We start from the raw sequence: 19,765 nt of genomic DNA on the forward strand, positions 1-19,765 counted from the left end.
GCCCATGAGTCCACAACTCGTGCTCGGCGCGATCGCCCTGGTCGTCGTCGCCTGGCTCGCCGCCTGCGCGGAGGCGGGCCTGGCGCGGGTCTCCAGCTTCCGCGCCGAGGAAGCCGTCAAGTCCGGCCGCCGCGGCAGCGCCAAACTCGCCCAGATCGCCGCCGACCCCACCCGCTACCTCAATGTGGCGCTGCTGGTCCGCGTCGCCTGCGAGATGGCCGCCGCCGCGCTGGTCACCTACGCCTGCCTGCAGGAGTTCCAGGGCACCGCCACCGCGCTGCTCGTCGCCATCGCCGTGATGGTGCTCGTGTCGTACGTCGCCGTCGGGGTCTCCCCGCGCACGATCGGCCGCCAGCACCCGCTGAACACCGCGACGGCGGCGGCGTACGTGCTGCTGCCGCTGGCCAGGGTCATGGGGCCGATCCCGTCGCTGCTGATCCTCATCGGCAACGCGCTCACTCCCGGCAAGGGCTTCCGCCGCGGCCCGTTCGCCTCCGAGGCGGAGCTGCGCGCGCTGGTCGACCTCGCCGAGGCCGAGTCGCTGATCGAGGCCGACGAGCGGCGCATGGTGCACTCGGTGTTCGAGCTGGGCGACACGCTCGTGCGGGAGGTCATGGTGCCGCGCACCGACCTGGTCACCATCGAGCGGTACAAGACGATCCGGCAGGCCCTCACCCTCGCCCTGCGCTCCGGGTTCTCCCGCATCCCGGTCACCGGCGAGAACGAGGACGACATCGTCGGGATCGTCTACCTCAAGGACCTGACCCGCAAGACGCACATCAACCGGGACGCCGAGAGCGAGCTGGTCTCCACGGCCATGCGTCCCGCCGTGTTCGTCCCCGACACCAAGAACGCCGGCGACCTGCTGCGGGAGATGCAGAAGGAGCGCAACCACGTCGCCGTCGTCATCGACGAGTACGGCGGCACGGCCGGCATCGTCACCATCGAGGACATCCTCGAGGAGATCGTCGGCGAGATCACCGACGAGTACGACCGGGAGCTGCCGCCCGTGGAGGAACTGGGCGCCGACCGCTTCCGGGTCACCGCCCGCCTCGACATCGGCGACCTCGGCGAGCTGTACGGCCTGGAGGCCTACGACGACGAGGACGTGGAGACCGTCGGCGGCCTGCTCGCCAAGGCCCTCGGCCGGGTGCCCATCGCCGGTGCCTCCAGCGTCGTCGAACTGCCCGACGGCCGGAAGCTGCGGCTGACCGCCGAGTCCGCGGCCGGCCGGCGCAACAAGATCGTCACGGTGCTGGTCGAGCCGGTCGCCCCGGCGGACGAGTCCGACGGCGAGGAGGAGAAGGCGGAGTGACCCCCGAGGAGCTGCGCGCCCTGTGCCTGTCGTTCAACGAGGCCGAGGAGGACTTCCCGTTCCGCCCCGAGGTCTCGGTGTTCAAGGTGCTGGGCAAGATGTTCGCGCTGACCCAGCTGGACGCGCGGCCCCTGACGGTCAACCTCAAGTGCGACCCGGAGGACGCGATCCGGCTGCGCCGCGAGCACGAGGGACTGATCGTGCCGGGCTGGCACATGAACAAGCGCCACTGGAACACGGTCACCGTGGACGGCGCCCTCCCCGACCGCCTGCTCCGCGAGCTGGTGGAGGACTCCTACGACCTGGTCGTGGCCGGCCTCCCCCGCGCGCAGCGGCTACGGCTGGACCGGCCCTAGATCCGTCAAGTCCGGTCGTTTTCACCGGTGCTCGGCGCTGATCCTGCACCCCGTGGGCGGACGGCCGGGGTGCTTGTTCGTATGCTCGGGGCATGACCGACAGCAACGCGCTCGACGCCGAGGACCGCAAGATCGTCACCCTGGCCCGATCGGCCCGGGCCCGCAACGGTGTGCCCGAGGGGGCCGCCGTCCGCGACGACACCGGCCGTACCTATGTCGCCGGTACCGTCGCGCTGGACTCGCTGAAGCTGAGCGCGCTGCGCACCGCGGTCGCCATGGCCGTGGCGTCCGGCGCCAAGTCGCTGGAGGCGGCGGCGGTGGTGACGGAGGCCGGGGCGGCGTCGGCGGAGGACCTGGCCGCCGTACGCGACCTCGGCGGGGCCGGGACGCCGGTGCTGCTGGCGGGCCCGGACGGCGAGGTGCGCGAGACCGTCACCGCGGGCTGAGCCGGCGGCTCGGGGCGGCGGCTCGGAACAGCGGCCGGGACGGCGGCTCCGGACGGTGGCCGGGACGGCGGCTGAGTCAGGGCCGGTACCGGGCCGAGGCAGAAACTACAGGGCGTCGGGTCCGCGCTCGCCCGTGCGGACCCGGACGACGGTGTCGACGGGCAGTGCCCACACCTTGCCGTCGCCGATCTTGCCGGTCTGCGCGGCCTTCACGATCGCGTCGATCACGTCCTCGGCCAGCGCGTCCTCGACGACGACCTCGATACGGACCTTGGGCACCAGGTCGACCTGGTACTCGGCGCCCCGGTACACCTCGGTGTGCCCGCGCTGACGGCCGTAGCCGCTGGCCTCGCTCACGGTCAGACCCTGGATGCCCAGCTCCTGGAGCGCGGTCTTGACCTCGTCGAGGCGGTAGGGCTTGACGATCGCGGTGATGAGCTTCATGCCTGGGAGGTGACCTTCTGGGCGGTGGAGACGAGCGAGTGGGCGACCGGGGCGCCGTGGCCCAGGACGCCGTGATCGTATGCCGTCTCGGCGTGCACCGTAAGGTCCAGGCCGGTGTGCTCCTGCTCCTCGCTCGCCCGCAGGCCCATGACCTTGTCGAGCGCCCTGCCGAGGCCGTACGTCACCGCGAAGGCGTAGGCCGCCACGACGGCCACGGCGACCAGCTGCTTGCCGAGCGGGGCGAGGCCGCCGCCGTAGAGCAGTCCCTCGACGCCGCCCGTCATCGCCTTCTCGGCGAACAGGCCGATCATGACGGTGCCGACGATCCCGCCGACCAGGTGGACGCCGACGACGTCCAGGGAGTCGTCGTAGTTCAGCCTGAACTTCCAGCTCACCGCGTAGGAGCAGACCACGCCCGCGGCCAGGCCCACCGCGAGGGCGCCCAGCAGGGACACCGTGCCGCAGGACGGGGTGATCGCGACCAGGCCGGCGACCGCGCCGGAGGCGGCACCCAGGGTGGTCGGGTGGCCGTCGCGCCGCTGCTCCACGAAGAGCCAGCCGAGCAGGCCGGTGCAGCCGGCGGCCAGGGTGTTGAGGAACGCCTCGGCCGCCAGACCGTTCGCGCCGAGCGCCGAGCCGGCGTTGAAGCCGAACCAGCCGAACCACAACAGACCCGCGCCCAGGACCACCATGGGCAGGTTGTGCGGCCGCATCGCGTCCTTCTTGAAGCCCAGCCGCGGCCCCAGGACCAGGCACAGGGCGAGGCCGGAAGCGCCGGAGGTGATCTCGACGGGAAGGCCGCCGGCGAAGTCGAGGGCGCCGAGTTCATGCCCGATCCAGCCGCCCGGCCCCCACACCCAGTGGGTGACGGGAACGTATACGAGCAGCGCCCACAGCGGCACGAAGACCAGCCAGGCGCTGAACTTCGTCCGGTCCGCGACCGCGCCGCTGATCAGCGCGGCCGTGATGATCGCGAAGGTCAGCTGGAAGGTGGCGAAGAGCACGGTGGGGACGGTGCCGTGGACGCTGTCCGGGCCGAGGCCGCGCAGGCCGGCCTGCCCCAGCCCCCCGATGAGCCCGCCGAAGGCGTCGTCGCCGAAGGCCAGCGAGTAGCCGGCCGCCAGCCAGACCACGGTGACCAGGGCGATCGACACGAAGCTCATCATCAGCATGTTGAGGACGCTCTTCGCGCGGACCATGCCGCCGTAGAACAGGGCCAGGCCCGGGGTCATCAGCAGGACGAGGGCGGTCGCGGCGAGCAGCCAGGCGGTGTCGCCGGTGTCGACGTGCGCGGCGGCGAGGGTCACGGGCGTCTCCAACGGTGCGGGGGCTGCGTCAGAGGTTCACCCGTGTGCGTTTCCGGACGCGTACGGGTGTGTTTCCGTGGCGTTTCATTGCCTGAGCGTTACCGGAGGCTCACGGTGGGGCGGGGGCGCGTGGACCGGTACGGCGGGACTTCGTGGATCAGGGACAATGAACGCCATGAGCGTTCGTACCCAGTCATCCGAGCAGCCGGGCGACAGCGTCCACCGCGCCGGCTTCGCCTGCTTCGTGGGCCGCCCCAACGCGGGCAAGTCCACCCTCACGAACGCTTTGGTGGGGCAGAAGGTGGCGATCACCGCGGACCAGCCGCAGACCACGCGCCACACGGTGCGCGGGATCGTGCACCGCCCGGACGCCCAGCTGATCCTCGTGGACACCCCGGGGCTGCACAAGCCGCGCACGCTGCTCGGTGAGCGGCTCAACGACGTCGTCCGCACGACGTGGGCCGAGGTCGACGTGATCGGCTTCTGTCTGCCGGCCAACGAGAAGATCGGCCCCGGCGACCGCTTCATCGCCAAGGAGCTGGCCGGCATCAAGAAGTCCCCCAAGGTCGCCATCGTCACCAAGACCGACCTGGTCGACTCCAAGGCCCTCGCCGAACAGCTGATCGCGATCGACCAGCTCGGCCGGGAGCTGGGCATCGAGTGGGCGGAGATCGTGCCGGTCTCGGCGACCGCGGGCAAGCAGGTGGACCTGCTGGCCGACCTGCTGATCCCGCTGCTGCCCGAGGGCCCGGCGCTCTACCCCGAGGGCGACCTGACGGACGAGCCCGAGCAGGTGATGGTCGCCGAGCTGATCCGTGAGGCCGCGCTGGAGGGCGTGCGCGACGAGCTGCCGCACTCCATCGCGGTGGTCGTGGAGGAGATGCTCCCGCGCGAGGACCGCCCGGCGGACCGCCCGCTGCTGGACATCCACGCCAACGTCTACATCGAGCGGCCCAGTCAGAAGGGGATCATCATCGGGCCCAAGGGCAAGCGGCTGAAGGAGGTCGGGATCAAGTCCCGCCGCCAGATCGAGGCGCTGCTGGGCACCCCGGTCTACCTCGACCTGCATGTGAAGGTCGCCAAGGACTGGCAGCGCGACCCGAAGCAGCTGCGCAAGCTGGGCTTCTGACGCCGGCCGCCGCCCCGCTTCCACCGGTAGGCGCGAGGCCCGGCCGTCGGCGCCGGGCCCGCAGCAGCGGTCAGCGCTGGGCCCGCAGCAGCTCCCGGTACCAGGCGTACGACGCCTTCGGGGTCCGTCGCTGCGTCGCGTGGTCCACGTGGACCAGGCCGAAGCGGCGGGCGTAGCCCTCGGCCCACTCGAAGTTGTCCATCAGCGTCCACACGAAGTAGCCGCGGACGTCGACCCCGGCGTCCAGGGCCGCGTGCAGGGCCCGGACGTGGGCGTCCAGGTAGGCGATGCGGTCCTGGTCGTCGACGCCCTCGTAGCTGCAGCCGTTCTCGGTGATGACGATCGGGGGCAGGCGGGTGCCGTAGCGGTCTCGGAAGGCCGTGAGGAGTTCCGTCAGCGCCTGTGGCACCACCGGCCAGCCGAAGTCGGTGACCGGGACGCCCTCGATCTCCCGTACGGAGAAGGGCAGTTCGGCCGGCATGCGGATCCCGCCGAACTCCGCGTCCGCGCCCTGCGGGGCGCCCACCTTCGTCGGGGCGTAGTAGTTGACGCCGTAGAAGTCCAGCGGCGCGGCGATCAGCTTCAGGTCGGCCTCGACGTCGCCCGGCATCAGTTCGCCCAGGCCCTGCGGGTAGGTGCCCAGCAGGAGGGGGTCGGCGAAGAGGCGGTTGAGCAGGACGTCGTAGAAGTCGGCCGCCGTCCTGTCCTCCTCGGCGTCCGACGCCGGCCAGGTCGGCCCGTGCGAGTTGGCGATGCCGACGGACGCCGCGCCGCGGGCCCGCAGCGTCGCGACCGCGAGGCCGTGGGCGAGGAGCTGGTGGTGGGCGACCGGCAGCGCGTCGAACAGCAGCCGTTTGCCGGGGGCGTGCACGCCGAGGGCATGGCCCAGCAGGGTGTGCTCGGCCGGTTCGTTGAGGGTGATCCACTGTGTCACGCGGTCGCCGAGGCGGTCGGCGACCGTGGTGACGTACTCGGCGAAACGGGCGGCCGTGTCCCGCTCCTGCCAGTCCAGGTCCACCGGCAGGTCCCAGTGGAAGAGGGTCGGCACCGGGCGCACGCCCGCCGCGCACAGCTCGTCCACCAGACGGTCGTAGAAGCCGAGGCCGCCGGGGGAGGCCACCCGGGGCCAGGAGATCGAGAAGCGGTACGCGTCCACGCCGAGGCCGGCGAGCAGTGCCACGTCCTCGCGGTGGCGGTGGTAGTGGTCGCAGGCCACCGCGGCCGTCGAGCCGTCCTTCACCCGGCCCGGCTCGGCCGTGAACGCGTCCCAGACGGAGGGGGCGCGTTCGTCGACGGCCCCCTCGATCTGGTGGGCCGAGGTGGACACGCCCCACAGGAAGCCGGGCGGGAACTGCGGGAGGGGATCCGTCGCCATGGGCGGATCATCCGTACCGACGGTAACCCGCGTCAACACCCCTGCACGGCAAGGGCGTTCAGGCACCCTCCTTCAGGATCCGCGAGATCAGCGTGCGCTGCTCCTCGGTGAGCTGGGGGTCGGCGGCGTACACCGTCGTCCCGTCCACCGTGATCCGGTAGTGGAAGCCGTCGGGCACCCCGGCCGACGGGCCGGGCCGGCCCGCCGCCAGTGCCTGCTCGGCCAGGGCGTGCCACTCGGCCGCGTCGGGGAGGCCCGCGGTGTCCACCTCGCCGTGCCGCTCGATGCCCGCGAAACCGCCCGTGCGCCGTACTTCGATCCGCATGGGTGACTGTCTAGTACGAAACCACGGCGTCCGCACCCAGAACGCGCCACGGCGTCCGTCGCCCGGAACGCGCCACGGCGTCCGCCGCCCGGAACGCGCCACGGCGTCCGCCGCCCGGAACGGACCACGGCGTCCGCACCCGGTCGCCGGCGCGGCGGATCACAGCGTCCGTACCCCGACCTGCTCCCACGCCTTCTGCACGGCCTGCAGCTCGTCCCCGGCGCCGTAGCGCTCGCGGGCCGCCTTCACGGTCAGCGTGGCGAAGTCGGCGAACAGGGCGTCCTCCCGCAGCTCGCCGCCGGTGAGCACGTCGTACCAGACCTGGCCGGCCTTCTCCCAGGCGTGGCCGCCGAGGGCCGTGGCGACGAGGTAGAAGGCGTGGTTCGGAATGCCGGAGTTGATGTGCACGCCCCCGTTGTCACGGCCGGTGCGCACATAGCCGTCCATCGTGGCCGGCTGCGGGTCCTTGCCGAGGACGTCGTCGTCGTACGCCGTGCCCGGGGCCTTCATCGAGCGCAGGGCCACTCCGGTGACGCGCGGGGCCAGCAGGCCGGCGCCGATCAGCCAGTCGGCCTCGGCGGCGGTCTGGCCGAGCGAGTACTGCTTGATCAGCGAACCGAAGACATCGGAGAGCGACTCGTTCAGCGCGCCGGACTGGCCGTAGTAGTCGAGGTTCGCGGTGTGCTGGGTGACGCCGTGGGTCAGCTCGTGGCCGATGACGTCGACCGGGATGGTGAAGTCGAGGAAGACCTCGTTGTCGCCGTCGCCGAAGACCATCTGCTCGCCGTTCCAGAAGGCGTTGTCGTAGTCCTCGCCGAAGTGCACGGTGGCGTCCAGCGGCAGCCCGTTGCCGTCGATGGAGTGCCGGCCGTACACCTTCAGATACAGCTCGAAGGTGGCGCCGAGGCCCGCGTAGGCGCGGTTGACGGTGGCGTCGGAGCCGGGCTCGGCGCCCTCCTCGCGCACCTTCGTGCCGGGCAGGTCCTGGGTGTGCCCGGCGTCGTAGATCGTGCGGTGCGGCTGGTCGGCCGGGGCGCCGGGCGGCGCGGTGGCGGCGGCTGCGCCGATCACCGTGGTCAGGCGGCGCTTGGTGCGCTGGTAGGCGTCGTGCTCCAGGGAGCGGCGGGCCGGGCCGGAGAGCGCGGGGTCCTCGTTGCGGGCGAGCCGGTCGAGGACGTGCGGCGGGACGATCGTGCAGAAGACGGGATGGTGGCTGGGCTGGTGGCCCCCGTGAGTCGTCATGCACGGCACCTTTGCACTGCGTGATGGCCGTGTCACTACCTGCCACCATGATTGGTGAAATACCCGGACAGGGGGCACCGCCTGGTGTCACGCTGTGCTACGACCTCGGGTCGCCCCGTGCTGGGCATGTGGTACAGCGCACTTTTTGTCCCCTTTGTGGCACCGGTCCCGCATACTGGGACAGGCCTCTCGCACCCGGGGTGGCTCGGCTAGGCTGCGGAGCATCATGCGTTTCGGGCTGCTTCTTCTTAGCTGCCGCGGCGAGGGCCTGTAGGAAAAGGCCGACTCCCTCTCCGCGGAGCTTGGCGTTGCGTCGTCGGCCGTCCTTTCCGGACACCGGGACTTTCCCGCACACCTCAGGAGCCCACGCGATCATGGCGAACCGCCAGCAGCCCAGCCCGATGCCGATCCACAAGTACCGCGGTTACGAGCAGGTCGAGATCCCCGACCGCACCTGGCCCGAGAAGCGGATCACCGCAGCGCCCCGGTGGCTGTCCACCGACCTGCGCGACGGCAACCAGTCCCTGATCGACCCCATGTCGCCCGAGCGCAAGCGCCGGATGTTCGACCAGCTGGTCAGGATGGGCTACAAGGAGATCGAGGTCGGCTTCCCCGCCTCCGGCCAGACCGACTTCGACTTCGTGCGCTCGATCATCGAGGAAGAGGGCGCGATCCCCGACGACGTCACGATCTCCGTACTGACCCAGGCCCGCGAGGACCTGATCGAGCGGACCGTGGAGTCGCTGAAGGGCGCCAAGCGTGCGACCGTCCACCTCTACAACGCCACCGCCCCGGTCTTCCGCCGGGTGGTCTTCCGCGGCTCCAAGGACGACATCAAGCAGATCGCCGTCGACGGCACCCGCCTGGTGATGGAGTACGCCGAGAAGCTGCTGGGCCCCGAGACCGACTTCGGCTACCAGTACAGCCCGGAGATCTTCACCGACACCGAGCTGGACTTCGCCCTGGAGGTCTGCGAGGCGGTCATGGACGTCTACCAGCCGGGCCCGGGCCGCGAGATCATCCTCAACCTGCCCGCCACCGTGGAGCGTTCGACGCCGTCCACGCACGCGGACCGCTTCGAGTGGATGCACCGCAACCTGTCCCGCCGCGAGTACGTCTGCCTGTCCGTCCACCCCCACAACGACCGCGGCACGGCCGTGGCGGCGGCCGAGCTGGCGGTCATGGCCGGCGCCGACCGCGTCGAGGGCTGCCTGTTCGGGCAGGGCGAGCGCACCGGCAACGTCGACCTGGTCACCCTGGGCATGAACCTGTTCTCCCAGGGCGTCGACCCGCAGATCGACTTCTCCGACATCGACGAGATCCGTCGCACGTGGGAGTACTGCAACCAGATGGAGGTCCACCCGCGCCACCCGTACGTGGGCGACCTGGTCTACACGTCCTTCTCCGGCTCCCACCAGGACGCCATCAAGAAGGGCTTCGACGCCATGGAGGCCGACGCCAGGGCCAAGGGCGTCACCGTCGACGACATCGAGTGGGCCGTGCCGTACCTGCCCATCGACCCCAAGGACGTGGGGCGTTCGTACGAGGCGGTCATCCGCGTCAACTCGCAGTCCGGCAAGGGCGGTATCTCCTACGTCCTGAAGAACGACCACAAGCTGGACCTGCCGCGCCGGATGCAGATCGAGTTCTCCCGGATCATCCAGGCGAAGACCGACGCCGAGGGCGGCGAGATCACGCCGAAGGAGATCTGGGCGGTCTTCCAGGACGAGTACCTGCCGAACCCGGAGAACCCCTGGGGCCGCATCCAGGTCAGGACCGGCCAGTCGACGACCGACACCGACGGCGTGGACACGCTCACCGTCGAGGCGACCGTCGACGGCGCCGACACCGTCCTGACCGGCTCCGGCAACGGTCCGATCTCGGCGTTCTTCAACGCCCTGGAGGGCCTGGGCCTGGACGTACGCCTGCTGGACTACCAGGAGCACACGATGAGCGAGGGCGCCTCCGCGCAGGCCGCGTCCTACATCGAATGTGCGATCGGTGACAAGGTCCTGTGGGGGATCGGCATCGACGCGAACACGACGCGTGCGTCGCTGAAGGCGGTCGTCTCCGCCGTCAACCGCGCCGCCCGCTGACCCTCCTCACCGGGAGTTTCGGGGCCCCGACCGCCGGGAACGGCGGCCGGGGCCCCGTCGTTTTCGCGCCAACTCGCCCCGAGGTCACGGAAAGGTCTCGTCCAGGGTGCTGACGCCGCCTCATGGATGTGGCTAACATCACGCAAGCGCTCGGCGATGTTGCCGTGGGGTTACGGAGGTGCGACGTGCTGCCAGTTCGGGGACACAACGGCCAGGCCGCCGCATTCGCGCGCATTCTGGGCACCCGCATCGCCTGGACGCCCGTGGGTGACGGCGAGTTCTTCTGCCCCGGCTGCGGCGGCGACCGCAACTACCAGCGCCTGACCGGCCGGCGCCGGCTCACCCTGCTCGGTCTGCCCGTGCTGCCGCGCGGCGCCTCCGGGCCGGTCGTCGAGTGCGCCGCCTGCCACCGTCACTTCGGCACGGACGTCCTCGACCACCCCACCACCACCCGCTTCTCCGCGATGCTGCGCGACGCCGTCCACACCGTCGCCGTCGCCGTGCTCAGCGCGGGCGGCACCTCCTCCCGTACGGCGCTGGAGACCGCCGCGGTCGCCGTGCGCGCCGCCGGTTTCCCGGACTGCACCGAGGAGCAGCTCGCCGCGCTCGTCGAGGCCGTCGAGGAGGACACCGGCCGGGTCCACCCCGACCGGACCTGCACCGCCGGGCTCGGCATAGAGCTGCACGAGGCCCTCGACCCGCTCGCCCCGCACCTGGCCTGCGTCGGCCGCGAATCGATCCTGCTGACCGGTGCCCGTATCGCCCTGGCCGACGGCCCCTACACCCCGGCCGAGCGCGAGACCCTCGCGACGGTGGGTGCCGCGCTGACCCTGTGCACGCAGGACGTCACCCGCCTGCTGGAGGAGGCACGCACGCCCTCCTGACCGGTCCGGGGAGGGGGAGGGAACGGGATCCCGGCGACCGGACCGGGACGTCCTCAGGGCAGCGTCTTGTCGTACGCCGGGTCGCGGTCCGAGTCGTAGAGGAGCTTGCCGGCGCCGTCGTAGCCCTTGATGTGCGGGGCCTTGGTGACCTGGCGGTTCAGCGTGCCCGCGGCCACGAACCAGCCGTGGTCCAGCACGGCCTCGCTCGTGCCACCGCCGTACGACACCGTCACCCGGGTCACCGACGGCTTCGCCGTACCGATGAAGCCCCAGCGGAACGGCAGCTTCCAGTTGCCCTTGTCCAGGAAGGACTGCTGGTACAGCCTGCCGCCGTTCATGTCGGCCGACACGGGCGCCGAGTCGTCCGCGCCGACACCGCCGCCGCTGGTGTTCAGGCCCTGCACCTCACCGCCCTTGACGGTGCAGATCAGCCGGGTCAGCCGGGGCTCGTCCTTGACGGCGACGACGAACATCCCGTCGCCCGGGGTGTTGGAGTCCCCTGTGGCGTGCATCGCCAGGATGATCCGGTAGTCGGCGGCCTTCCCCAGGTCGGGGTTGCGCGCCGGACCGCGCAGGTCCTTGTTGCTCTCCCGGTCGTACGCGAGGCACTTCTCCAGCCCGTCCGCCGCCTGCGCGAACGTGACCCCGTCCAGCAGCTGCCGCCCCGGATCGGCGGGCTCCGCCGGACCCGACGGCGTCGGCGACCGCTCCGGCGCAGGACGCACCGGAGCGGTCGCCGACGGACGCGGCGCCGCCGTGTCCGCCTTCCCCGAGCCGCCGCCCAGCGCGTACGCGCCCACCGGCAGCGCCGTCAGCACCACCAGCGCCGCCCCGGCCGCCGCCACCCGGCGCCGCCGCTCCACCGCGCCCTGCCGCCGGATCTGCGGATACGGCGCCGGCGTCGGACGGATCTCGTAGGCGTCTTCCGACAGCAGCTGCCGCAGCCGCTCCTCGAACACGCCGTCCCGCTCGTGCTGTTCCCCGCTCACCTGCCGCCTCCTCGACCGCCGGACCCGCCGGCGAACTCCATCAGCCCCGGATACGTACGCAACTTCGCCAGTCCCTTGGACGCCTGGCTCTTGACCGTGCCCGGCGAGCAGCCGAGCACCTCGGCCACCTCCGCCTCCGACAGGTCCTCCCAGTACCGCATGACGACCACCGCCCGCTGCCGGGGCGGCAGTCCGGCCAGCGCCGCCATCAGCGCACCCCGCTCGTCGGACCACGCCGTGTCGTCCCGCCCCGCCCGCTCGGGCGGCGCCGACGTCAGCGACTCGGCCACCCGCCGCTTGCGGAAGCGGTCGCTGTTGCAGCTGACGAGCATCCGCCGGACGTACGCCTCCGGGTTGTCGCTGCGCGCCACGCGCCGCCACGACCGGTACGCCTTCGCCAGCGCCGTCTGCGTCAGATCCTCGGCATGGTGTGCGTCGCCCGTGAGCAGATACGCGGTCCGCACCAGGTGCGACCACCTGGCGGAGACGAACTCATGGAACCGGTCCTCCAGTTCGGCCTGCATCAAGCACCCTCCTCGCCCCCCAGACCACCGAACGCGCCGATTCGGTTGCCCGGCCGGCGAAAGACGCTCAGCGGCAGCAGACCGGACGCTCGGCGGCAGCACGCCACCGGCCCGCCGCTCAGCGGCAGTACACGTCGCCGGCCGGGCGCTCACCCGTCGCCAGGAAGCGGGAGACCGTGTCGTCGCCGCAGGCGTTGCCGTTGGCGAGGTAGGCGTCGTGGCCCGTGGAGTTCACGGTGACCATGACCGCGCGCCGGCCCAGCGCCTCGCGGAGCTTGCGCGCCCCGGCGAGCGGAGCGGCCACGTCCCGCTCGTTCTGCACCAGCAGGATGTTCGACGGCCCCCGGTCGGTGATCCGCACCGGCGCCTGCCGCGGCGGGAACGGCCACGCGGCGCACACCATGGCGTTGCGCGGCATGCCCGCGGTCAGCGGATACGCCTTGCGGCTCAGCTCCACGTCCTTCCGGTAGACCTCGGGGTCCGCCGGCCACGCCACGTCGTTGCACAGGGTGGAGGCGCCCACCGCCGCCACGTTCTGCAGCACCGCCTCGGGCAGCCCGGCCGGGGCCGGCGGCAGCACGCCCTTGCGGGCGGCGGTCATCAGCCGCGCCAGGTCGTCGAACCGGTCGGGGTCGTACAGGTCGTCCAGCATGGTCTGACGCAGCACGTTGCCGTTCAGCTCCGGCGGATTGGCGCCGGGCCACGGGATCGGCCGGCGGTCCAGCTCGGCGGCCAGCCGCAGGAACTCCTCCCTGACCCCCTGCGGAGTGTCCGCGACCCGGTAGGGATGTCCGGGCGCCGACACCCGCCTCGCGAACTCCGGGAACACGTCCTCCACGCCCTGCTCGTGAGCGGCCAGCCAGGCCCGCGAGACCCGGGTGGGATCGGGGTTGTCGTTGCTGTCCAGCACGATCCGGTCGGTGCGCCGCGGGAACAACTGGCTGTAGACCGCCCCGACATACGTCCCGTACGACACACCCCAGGCCGAGATGCGCCGCTCGCCCAGCGCGGCCCGGATGCGGTCGATGTCACGGGCCTCGTCGACGGTGCTCATGTGCCGCAGCAGCTCCCCGCCGTTGCGGGCGCAGGCGTCGGCCATACGGCGGGCGGTGACCAGGTTGCCGTCCACCGAGCCGTCCGCGGCCGGCCAGGGCCGCAGCCGGGAGATCGCCAGGTCGGCGTGTTCGAGCCCGCAGTCGACGGCCGTCGAGGGCGCCAGCCCGCGGGGTGCGAAACCGACCAGGTCGTAGGCGTCACGGACCTCCTTCGGCAGCTTCTGCCCCTTGCCGGACGGATCGTTCAGGCTGGAGCCGCCCGGGCCGCCGGGGATCATCAGCAGCACACCGCGCCGCGCCCCGGGATTCTCACTGCGCACCCGTGAGACGGCGAGGTCGATCACCGGGCCGCCCGGACGGCTGTGGTCCAGCGGAACGGCGAGGGTCGCGCACTCCTGCCGCGCGTCCGGCGCGGCCCCGGGGCAGGGCTCCCAGGCGAGTGCCGTGCGCCCGGCGGGCGCGGCGGCGGCCGTCGCGGTCAGCGGCGCGGCGAGCGAGAGCAGAACGGCGGAGGCGGCGGCGAGAGCGGCAGGACGCTTGATCGATGTCATACGAGCAGCCTCGCGGATCTTGGCCCACGACCCCATCCGGCCAACTACCGTGTGCGCAGGGGGGCTTGCCCCCCGTAGCGCCACCCGGGCAGCACCTGCGGACCAGGACCCGCCCGACGGGACGTGAACGATCACGCACAGCCGGTAACCGGTCCTGCCGGTCTGTCCGTAAGGGCACAATGGGTCCATGAGTCTGTTCCGCGACGACGGCATCGTGCTGCGCACCCAGAAGCTGGGCGAGGCGGACCGGATCATCACCTTGCTGACGCGCGGCCACGGGCGGGTGCGGGCCGTGGCCCGGGGCGTGCGGCGGACCAAGTCGAAGTTCGGGGCGCGGCTGGAGCCCTTCTCCCACGTCGACGTGCAGTTCTTCGCGCGCGGGAGCGAGCTGGTGGGCCGGGGCCTGCCGCTGTGCACACAGAGCGAGACCATCGCGCCGTACGGCGGCGGGATCGTCACCGACTACGCCCGGTACACCGCCGGGACGGCCATGCTGGAGACCGCCGAGCGCTTCACCGACCACGAGGGCGAGCCGGCCGTCCAGCAGTACCTGCTGCTGGTGGGCGCGCTGCGCACACTCGCCCGCGGCGAACACGCGCCGAACCTGATCCTCGACGCCTTCCTGCTGCGCTCGCTCGCCGTCAACGGCTACGCGCCGAGCTTCGGCGACTGCGCGAAGTGCGGCATGCCCGGCCCGAACCGGTTCTTCTCCGTCGCCTCCGGCGGCTCCCTGTGCGTCGACTGCCGGGTGCCCGGCTGCGTGGTGCCCTCCCCGCAGACCCTGGCGCTGCTCGGTGCGCTGCTTACGGGAGACTGGGAGAGCGCGGACGCCTGCGAGCCGCGGTACGTCCGGGAGGGCAGCGGACTGGTCTCCGCCTACCTGCACTGGCATCTGGAGCGCGGTCTGCGTTCCCTGAGGTACGTCGAACAGTAGAAACACCGAAGGAGACGAGAAGCACATGGCCGTACGCGGGTTCCTGGGGCGCCAGCGCCGTGAGTACAGGACGCCGGAGCCGCACCCGTCCGGCGCGCGGCCCCCGAAGCTCCCCGGGGAGCTGGTCCCCGGCCACGTGGCGATCGTCATGGACGGCAACGGCCGCTGGGCCAAGGAGCGCGGGCTGCCCCGCACCGAGGGCCACAAGGTCGGCGCCGAGCGCGTCCTGGACGTCCTGCAGGGCGCCATCGAGATCGGCGTGGGCAGCATCTCGCTGTACGCCTTCTCCACCGAGAACTGGAAGCGCTCGCCCGACGAGGTCCGCTTCCTGATGAACTTCAACCGCGACTTCATCCGCAAGACCCGCGACACCCTCGACGAACTGGGTGTGCGGGTGCGCTGGGTGGGCCGGATGCCCAAGCTGTGGAAGTCCGTCGCCAAGGAGCTGCAGATCGCCCAGGAGCAGACCAAGGGCAACGACCGGCTCACCCTGTACTTCTGCATGAACTACGGCGGCCGCGCCGAGATCGCCGACGCCGCGCAGGCTCTCGCCGAGGACGTGAAGGCGGGCCGCCTCGACCCGTCCAAGGTCAATGAGAAGACGCTGGCGAAGTACCTGTACTACCCGGACATGCCGGACGTCGACCTGTTCCTGCGGCCCAGCGGCGAGCAGCGCACCTCCAACTACCTGCTGTGGCAGTCCGCGTACGCCGAAATGGTCTTCCAGGACGTGCTGTGGCCGGACTTCGACCGACGCGACCTGTGGCGGGCCTGCCTGGAGTACGCCTCCCGTGACCGCCGCTTCGGCGGCGCCATCCCGAACGAGGAACTGCTCGCGATGGAGGGCCGCCAGGAGGGCTGATCACCATGCCGTACGATCCCGCCTCATGGTCATGGACATGGGGCGGGACGTCGTGCAGGACGACGCTGTCGAGCTGGAGTACACCCACGAGCAGCAGGACATGACGGACGCGGTCCGGCTGCTCATGCGCAAGCGCAAAGGGGTGTTCGGGCTGCTGTACCACCCGGCGCTGGCGGCGACGGTCGCCCTGATCGGGGTGGTGCTGCTCGTCGTCAGCCACACGCACAACCTCGGGCTCGCCCTCGGGATGATCGTGTGGGGCGTGCTGATGCTCTGCGTACCGCGTCTGTCGGCCGCCCAGCTGCGCAAGGCGCACGAGCACCACGGACAGGTCCGGGTGACCGTCGGCGCGGCGGGCGTACGCCTGGTCAGCGCCCACGCGGACGTCCGCACCGGCTGGGCCAACTACGGCAGCTACGCCGAGTCCGACCGCGTCTTCATCCTCCGCAGCCCCGACCGAGCAGGCCGCTGCGCCAACATCCTGGCCAAGCGAGGCGCGCACAGCCCGGAGGACGTGGACCGCCTGCGCGCCATCCTGGACAGCAACCTGCGGCGCGTCTGAACCGAGGGCGGTCGGCCGACTCAGGGGCGCGGGGAACTGCGCGACCAGCCACAACGAATCCGCACCCGCGTACGACCGATCCCGCAACGGCGATCAGGCGAACCGGCTCAACCCGCGGAGCGCCCCGCGCAATCCGCACACGTACCGAAGATCTCCACCGTGTGCGCCACGTTCACGAACCCGTGCTCGGAGGCGATGGCCTCCGCCCACTTCTCCACCGCCGGCCCCTCCACCTCGACGGCCTTGCCGCAGGACCGGCAGACCAGGTGGTGGTGGTGCTCGCCGGTGGAGCAACGCCGGTACACCGACTCGCCGTCGGAGGTGCGCAGGACGTCGACCTCGCCGGCCTCGGCGAGGGACTGCAGGGTGCGGTAGACCGTGGTGAGCCCGACGGAGTCGCCCTTGTGCTTGAGCATGTCGTGGAGCTCCTGCGCGCTGCGGAACTCGTCCACCTCGTCGAGCGCCGCCGCCACGGCGGCACGCTGCCGGGTGGCGCGGCCCTTCACGGGCGGTCCAGCGGTCGTCACCGGTTGCCTCCTTCGACGGCGTCTGCCCCTGCCGGGCCATTGTGCCAGCCCGGCAGGGACCCGGTCAGACGCCGATCTCGTCCGCGGCCGTCCGGCCGGCCGGGATGGCGCACTCGGCCGGGTCCCCGGCGGGCTGCGCGGCGGCCCGGGCCCGTGCGCGGCGCCGGGCCAGCGGGGTGGCCACCGCGGTCAGCGCGATGAACGCCGCGATGGTCAGCAGCACGATCGTCGCGCCGGGCGGCACGTCCTGGTAGTACGAGGTGACGGTGCCGCCGAGGGTCACGGTCACACCGATGGCGACGGCGATCGCGAACGTGGCCGCGAAGCTCCGGCCGATCTGCTGGGCGGCGGCGACCGGCACCACCATCAGCGCGCTCACGAGCAGCAGCCCCACCACGCGCATCGCCACCGTCACGGTCACCGCTGCGGTGACGGCCGTGAGCAGGTTCAGCGCCCGCACCGGCAGCCCGGTCACCCGCGCGAACTCCTCGTCCTGGCTGACGGCGAACAGCTGCCGGCGCAGCCCCAGCGTCACCAGCACCACGAACGCGGCGAGCAGGCAGATCGCGACGACGTCCGACTGCGACACCGTCGACAGGGAGCCGAAGAGGTACGACGTGAGGTTGGCGTTGGAGCCGGTGGGGGCGAGGTTGATGAACATCACGCCGCCGGCCATGCCGCCGTAGAAGAGCATCGCGAGGGCGATGTCGCCGCGGGTCCTGCCGTACCAGCGGATCAGTTCCATCAGCACCGCGCCCAGCACGGACGTCAGAGTGGCCATCCACACGGGGGAGGCCGACAGCAGGAAGCCGAGGCCGACGCCCGTCATGGCGACGTGGCCGATGCCGTCGCCCATCAGGGCCTGGCGGCGCTGCACCAGGTAGATGCCGACCGCGGGCGCCGTGATGCCGACCAGGACGGCGGCGAGCAGGGCCCGCTGCATGAAGGCGTAGTCGAGGAGTTCCATCAGCTCAGCAGTCCCGTGCGGATCGGTTCGGTGCCCGCGGGTGCGTGCGGGTGGACGTGGTCGTGGCCGGGCAGGGCGTGCTGGCCGACGGCCTTCGGCGGCGGGCCGTCGTGCAGCACGCAGCCGTCGCGCAGCACCACCGCGCGGTCGATGAGGGGCTCCAGCGGCCCGAGTTCGTGCAGCACCAGCAGGACCGTCGCGCCGGCCTCGACCTGGCCCCTGAGGGTCTGTGCGAGCACCTCCTGGCTGGCCAGGTCGACGCCCGCCATCGGCTCGTCCATGATCAGCAGCTCGGGTGCGGCGGCCAGCGCCCGCGCGATCAGCACCCGCTGGTGCTGCCCGCCGGACAGGGCGTTCACCGAGTCCCCCGCCCGGTCGGCCATCCCGACCAGCTCCAGGGCGTGCCGTACGGCCTCCCGGTCGGCCTTGCGGAAGACGCCGAAGCGGGTGCGGGAGAGCCGGCCCGAGGAGACGATCTCCGTCACGGTCGCCGGGACGCCGCCCGCGGCGGTGGTGCGCTGCGGGACGTACCCGATGCGGGACCACTGCCGGAAGCGGCGGCGCGGGGTGCCGAACAGCTCGATCTCGCCGGCGCTGACCGGCACCTGGCCGATGATGCTGCGCACGGCGGTGGACTTGCCGGAGCCGTTGGCGCCGAGCAGCGCGACGACCTCGCCGCGGTGCACGCTCAGGTCGATGCCGCGCAGCACGGGCCGCGCGCCCAGCTCGGCGCGTACGCCGCGCAGGGATATGACGGGCTCGGGCATGCCGCCCTCCGATCGGTCGGTCACTTGGTCCCCAGAGCGGTCTGCAGGGCCTTGAGGTTGGCCCGCATGACCTGGAGGTAGTCCTGGCCGCGGGACTTCTCCGTGATGCCCTCGATCGGGTCGAGGACGTCGGTGCGCAGGCCCGCGTCCTGGGCGACGGTCTTCGCGGTCTTGTCGCTGACGAGCGTCTCGTAGAAGACGGTGGAGACGTGGTCGGCCTTCGCCATCTTCTCCAGCTCCTTCACGCGGGCGGCGCTCGGCTCCGACTCCGGGTCGAGGCCGTTGATGGCCTCCTCGGTCAGGCCGTAGCGCTCGGCGAGGTAGCCGAAGGCGGCGTGGGTGGTGAGGAAGACCTTGGTCCTGGTGTTCTTCAGCCCGGCGGCGAACTCGGCGTTCAGGGCGTCGAGCCTGCCGGTCAGCGCGTCGGTGTTCTTGCGGTAGTCCGCGGCGTGGGCGGGATCGGCCTTGGCGAAGGCGGCGCCGACACCGCGGGCGACCTCGGCGTAGCGCACCGGGTCGAGCCAGATGTGCGGGTCGCGGCCGCCGCTCTCCTCGCCGTGCTCGTGGTCGTGCTCGGCGGCGTGCCCGCCGACCTCGTTGCCGTGCTTCTCCAGGGTGGTCAGAGAGGCGGCGTCGATCTTCGTGCGGGCCTCGGACTGGCCGACGGCGTCGTCGACGGCCGGCTGCAGGCCCTTGAGGTAGAGCACCGCGTCGGCCTGCTCGAGCCGGCCGCGCTGCCGGGCGCTGATCTCCAGGTCGTGCGGTTCCTGGCCGGGTGCGGTGAGGCTGGTGACGTTCACATGGCTGCCGCCGATCTGCTCGGCGAGATAGGCCATCGGATAGAAGGACGCGACGACGTCGAACTTGTCCGTGTTGCCGGCGGCCGCGCTGTCACCGCCGCAGGCGGTCAGGGTGGAGAGGCCGAGGGCGGTGACGGCTGTGGCCGCGGCCACGGATATGAGGCGTCGTCGTACGTTCATGACAGTCATTTTCAACAAACATGGAAACCGTTGTCAACAAGCCTGCTGAGAGGGCCGGACCGGCCCCGTTTTGCCCGTTCCGGCCGTCCCCCGATTTGGTCGAGGGGGAGCCCGCGCCGGTACGCTGA

At 71.7% G+C, this 19,765-nt stretch carries 21 protein-coding genes; 9 read left to right on the forward strand and 12 right to left on the reverse strand.

Features of this window, described 5'->3' with window-relative positions:
- Positions 1-4 precede the first annotated feature (4 nt).
- The 3 genes from ACZ64A_RS09375 to ACZ64A_RS09385 all read left to right on the forward strand — a co-directional run bounded on the left by ACZ64A_RS09375 (position 5) and on the right by ACZ64A_RS09385 (position 2,117).
- Positions 5-1,315 carry a hemolysin family protein gene (locus ACZ64A_RS09375; RefSeq protein WP_469809299.1) on the forward strand — a complete coding sequence of 437 codons (1,311 nt, stop codon included), beginning with the start codon at positions 5-7 and terminating at the stop codon, positions 1,313-1,315.
- Entirely contained in the window at positions 1,312-1,671 is a 360-nt protein-coding gene (locus ACZ64A_RS09380; protein ID WP_469809300.1) for an MmcQ/YjbR family DNA-binding protein, read from the forward strand. Before ACZ64A_RS09375 ends, ACZ64A_RS09380 begins: the two co-directional genes overlap by 4 nt.
- Positions 1,672-1,763: 92 nt before the next feature.
- Positions 1,764-2,117: a cytidine deaminase gene (locus ACZ64A_RS09385; protein ID WP_469809301.1), complete on the forward strand. Its 354-nt coding sequence runs from the start codon at positions 1,764-1,766 to the stop codon at positions 2,115-2,117.
- A gap of 105 nt (positions 2,118-2,222) precedes the next feature.
- On the opposite strand, the gene ACZ64A_RS09390 is transcribed toward ACZ64A_RS09385, so the two are convergent.
- Complete coding sequence (locus ACZ64A_RS09390) at positions 2,223-2,561, reverse strand: P-II family nitrogen regulator (RefSeq protein WP_469809302.1); 339 nt, start codon at positions 2,559-2,561, stop codon at positions 2,223-2,225.
- A complete protein-coding gene (locus ACZ64A_RS09395; protein WP_469809303.1) occupies positions 2,558-3,868 on the reverse strand; it encodes an ammonium transporter in 1,311 nt (436 codons plus the stop codon). The genes ACZ64A_RS09390 and ACZ64A_RS09395 overlap by 4 nt, the downstream gene beginning before the upstream one ends.
- A 175-nt stretch (positions 3,869-4,043) precedes the next feature.
- On the opposite strand from ACZ64A_RS09395, the gene era reads away from it, so the two are divergent.
- The gene (gene era, locus ACZ64A_RS09400; protein ID WP_469809305.1) at positions 4,044-4,997 is read left to right on the forward strand and encodes a GTPase Era; all 954 of its coding nucleotides are present in this window, start codon (positions 4,044-4,046) and stop codon (positions 4,995-4,997) included.
- Positions 4,998-5,067: 70 nt separating this feature from the next.
- On the opposite strand, the gene ACZ64A_RS09405 is transcribed toward era, so the two are convergent.
- The 3 genes from ACZ64A_RS09405 to ACZ64A_RS09415 all read right to left on the reverse strand — a co-directional run bounded on the left by ACZ64A_RS09405 (position 5,068) and on the right by ACZ64A_RS09415 (position 7,939).
- Positions 5,068-6,372, reverse strand: a complete 1,305-nt coding sequence (locus tag ACZ64A_RS09405; RefSeq protein ID WP_469809306.1) for a GH1 family beta-glucosidase — start codon at positions 6,370-6,372, stop codon at positions 5,068-5,070.
- 58 nt (positions 6,373-6,430) lie between these two features.
- A complete protein-coding gene (locus ACZ64A_RS09410; protein ID WP_469809307.1) occupies positions 6,431-6,697 on the reverse strand; it encodes a protealysin inhibitor emfourin in 267 nt (88 codons plus the stop codon).
- Positions 6,698-6,856: 159 nt separating this feature from the next.
- Positions 6,857-7,939 (reverse strand): M4 family metallopeptidase, encoded by a 1,083-nt coding sequence (locus tag ACZ64A_RS09415; protein WP_469809309.1) that lies wholly within the window; start codon positions 7,937-7,939, stop codon positions 6,857-6,859.
- A 374-nt stretch (positions 7,940-8,313) separates the two neighbouring features.
- Here ACZ64A_RS09415 and leuA point away from each other — a divergent pair, with 374 nt between their 5' ends.
- Together leuA and ACZ64A_RS09425 are read left to right on the forward strand one after the other, a co-directional pair.
- Positions 8,314-10,035 carry a 2-isopropylmalate synthase gene (gene leuA / locus ACZ64A_RS09420; RefSeq protein WP_469809310.1) on the forward strand — a complete coding sequence of 574 codons (1,722 nt, stop codon included), beginning with the start codon at positions 8,314-8,316 and terminating at the stop codon, positions 10,033-10,035.
- Between the two features lie 185 nt (positions 10,036-10,220).
- Entirely contained in the window at positions 10,221-10,919 is a 699-nt protein-coding gene (locus ACZ64A_RS09425) for a TerB family tellurite resistance protein (protein WP_469809311.1), read from the forward strand.
- Positions 10,920-10,972: 53 nt separating this feature from the next.
- On the opposite strand, the gene ACZ64A_RS09430 is transcribed toward ACZ64A_RS09425, so the two are convergent.
- The 3 genes from ACZ64A_RS09430 to ACZ64A_RS09440 all read right to left on the reverse strand — a co-directional run bounded on the left by ACZ64A_RS09430 (position 10,973) and on the right by ACZ64A_RS09440 (position 14,038).
- The gene (locus tag ACZ64A_RS09430; RefSeq protein ID WP_469809312.1) at positions 10,973-11,908 is read right to left on the reverse strand and encodes a hypothetical protein; all 936 of its coding nucleotides are present in this window, start codon (positions 11,906-11,908) and stop codon (positions 10,973-10,975) included.
- Positions 11,905-12,432 (reverse strand): SigE family RNA polymerase sigma factor, encoded by a 528-nt coding sequence (locus tag ACZ64A_RS09435; protein WP_469809313.1) that lies wholly within the window; start codon positions 12,430-12,432, stop codon positions 11,905-11,907. Before ACZ64A_RS09435 ends, ACZ64A_RS09430 begins: the two co-directional genes overlap by 4 nt.
- Before the next feature lie 118 nt (positions 12,433-12,550).
- Positions 12,551-14,038 carry an alpha/beta hydrolase gene (locus ACZ64A_RS09440; protein WP_469809314.1) on the reverse strand — a complete coding sequence of 496 codons (1,488 nt, stop codon included), beginning with the start codon at positions 14,036-14,038 and terminating at the stop codon, positions 12,551-12,553.
- Positions 14,039-14,225: 187 nt separating this feature from the next.
- Between ACZ64A_RS09440 and recO the strand changes: the two genes are divergently transcribed.
- Genes recO through ACZ64A_RS09455 form a run of 3 tightly spaced genes read left to right on the forward strand, consistent with a single transcriptional unit; the run spans position 14,226 to position 16,396 of the window.
- Positions 14,226-14,972, forward strand: a complete 747-nt coding sequence (gene recO, locus ACZ64A_RS09445) for a DNA repair protein RecO (RefSeq protein WP_391677025.1) — start codon at positions 14,226-14,228, stop codon at positions 14,970-14,972.
- Positions 14,973-14,997: 25 nt separating this feature from the next.
- Positions 14,998-15,834, forward strand: a complete 837-nt coding sequence (locus tag ACZ64A_RS09450; RefSeq protein WP_469809315.1) for an isoprenyl transferase — start codon at positions 14,998-15,000, stop codon at positions 15,832-15,834.
- 25 nt (positions 15,835-15,859) lie between these two features.
- Entirely contained in the window at positions 15,860-16,396 is a 537-nt protein-coding gene (locus tag ACZ64A_RS09455) for a hypothetical protein (RefSeq protein ID WP_469809316.1), read from the forward strand.
- 107 nt (positions 16,397-16,503) lie between these two features.
- Here ACZ64A_RS09455 and ACZ64A_RS09460 read toward each other — a convergent pair whose 3' ends face one another.
- The 4 genes from ACZ64A_RS09460 to ACZ64A_RS09475 form a co-directional block, all read right to left on the reverse strand.
- Positions 16,504-16,923, reverse strand: coding sequence for a Fur family transcriptional regulator (locus ACZ64A_RS09460; RefSeq protein ID WP_469809317.1), 420 nt, complete (start codon positions 16,921-16,923; stop codon positions 16,504-16,506).
- A gap of 64 nt (positions 16,924-16,987) precedes the next feature.
- Positions 16,988-17,890, reverse strand: coding sequence for a metal ABC transporter permease (locus ACZ64A_RS09465; protein WP_469809319.1), 903 nt, complete (start codon positions 17,888-17,890; stop codon positions 16,988-16,990).
- Positions 17,890-18,657 carry a metal ABC transporter ATP-binding protein gene (locus ACZ64A_RS09470; protein ID WP_469809320.1) on the reverse strand — a complete coding sequence of 256 codons (768 nt, stop codon included), beginning with the start codon at positions 18,655-18,657 and terminating at the stop codon, positions 17,890-17,892. The genes ACZ64A_RS09465 and ACZ64A_RS09470 overlap by 1 nt, the downstream gene beginning before the upstream one ends.
- A 20-nt stretch (positions 18,658-18,677) precedes the next feature.
- The gene (locus tag ACZ64A_RS09475) at positions 18,678-19,637 is read right to left on the reverse strand and encodes a metal ABC transporter substrate-binding protein (RefSeq protein ID WP_469809321.1); all 960 of its coding nucleotides are present in this window, start codon (positions 19,635-19,637) and stop codon (positions 18,678-18,680) included.
- Between the last annotated feature and the right edge of the window lie 128 nt (positions 19,638-19,765).

The organism is Streptomyces sp. NPDC104814 (genome assembly GCF_055583185.1).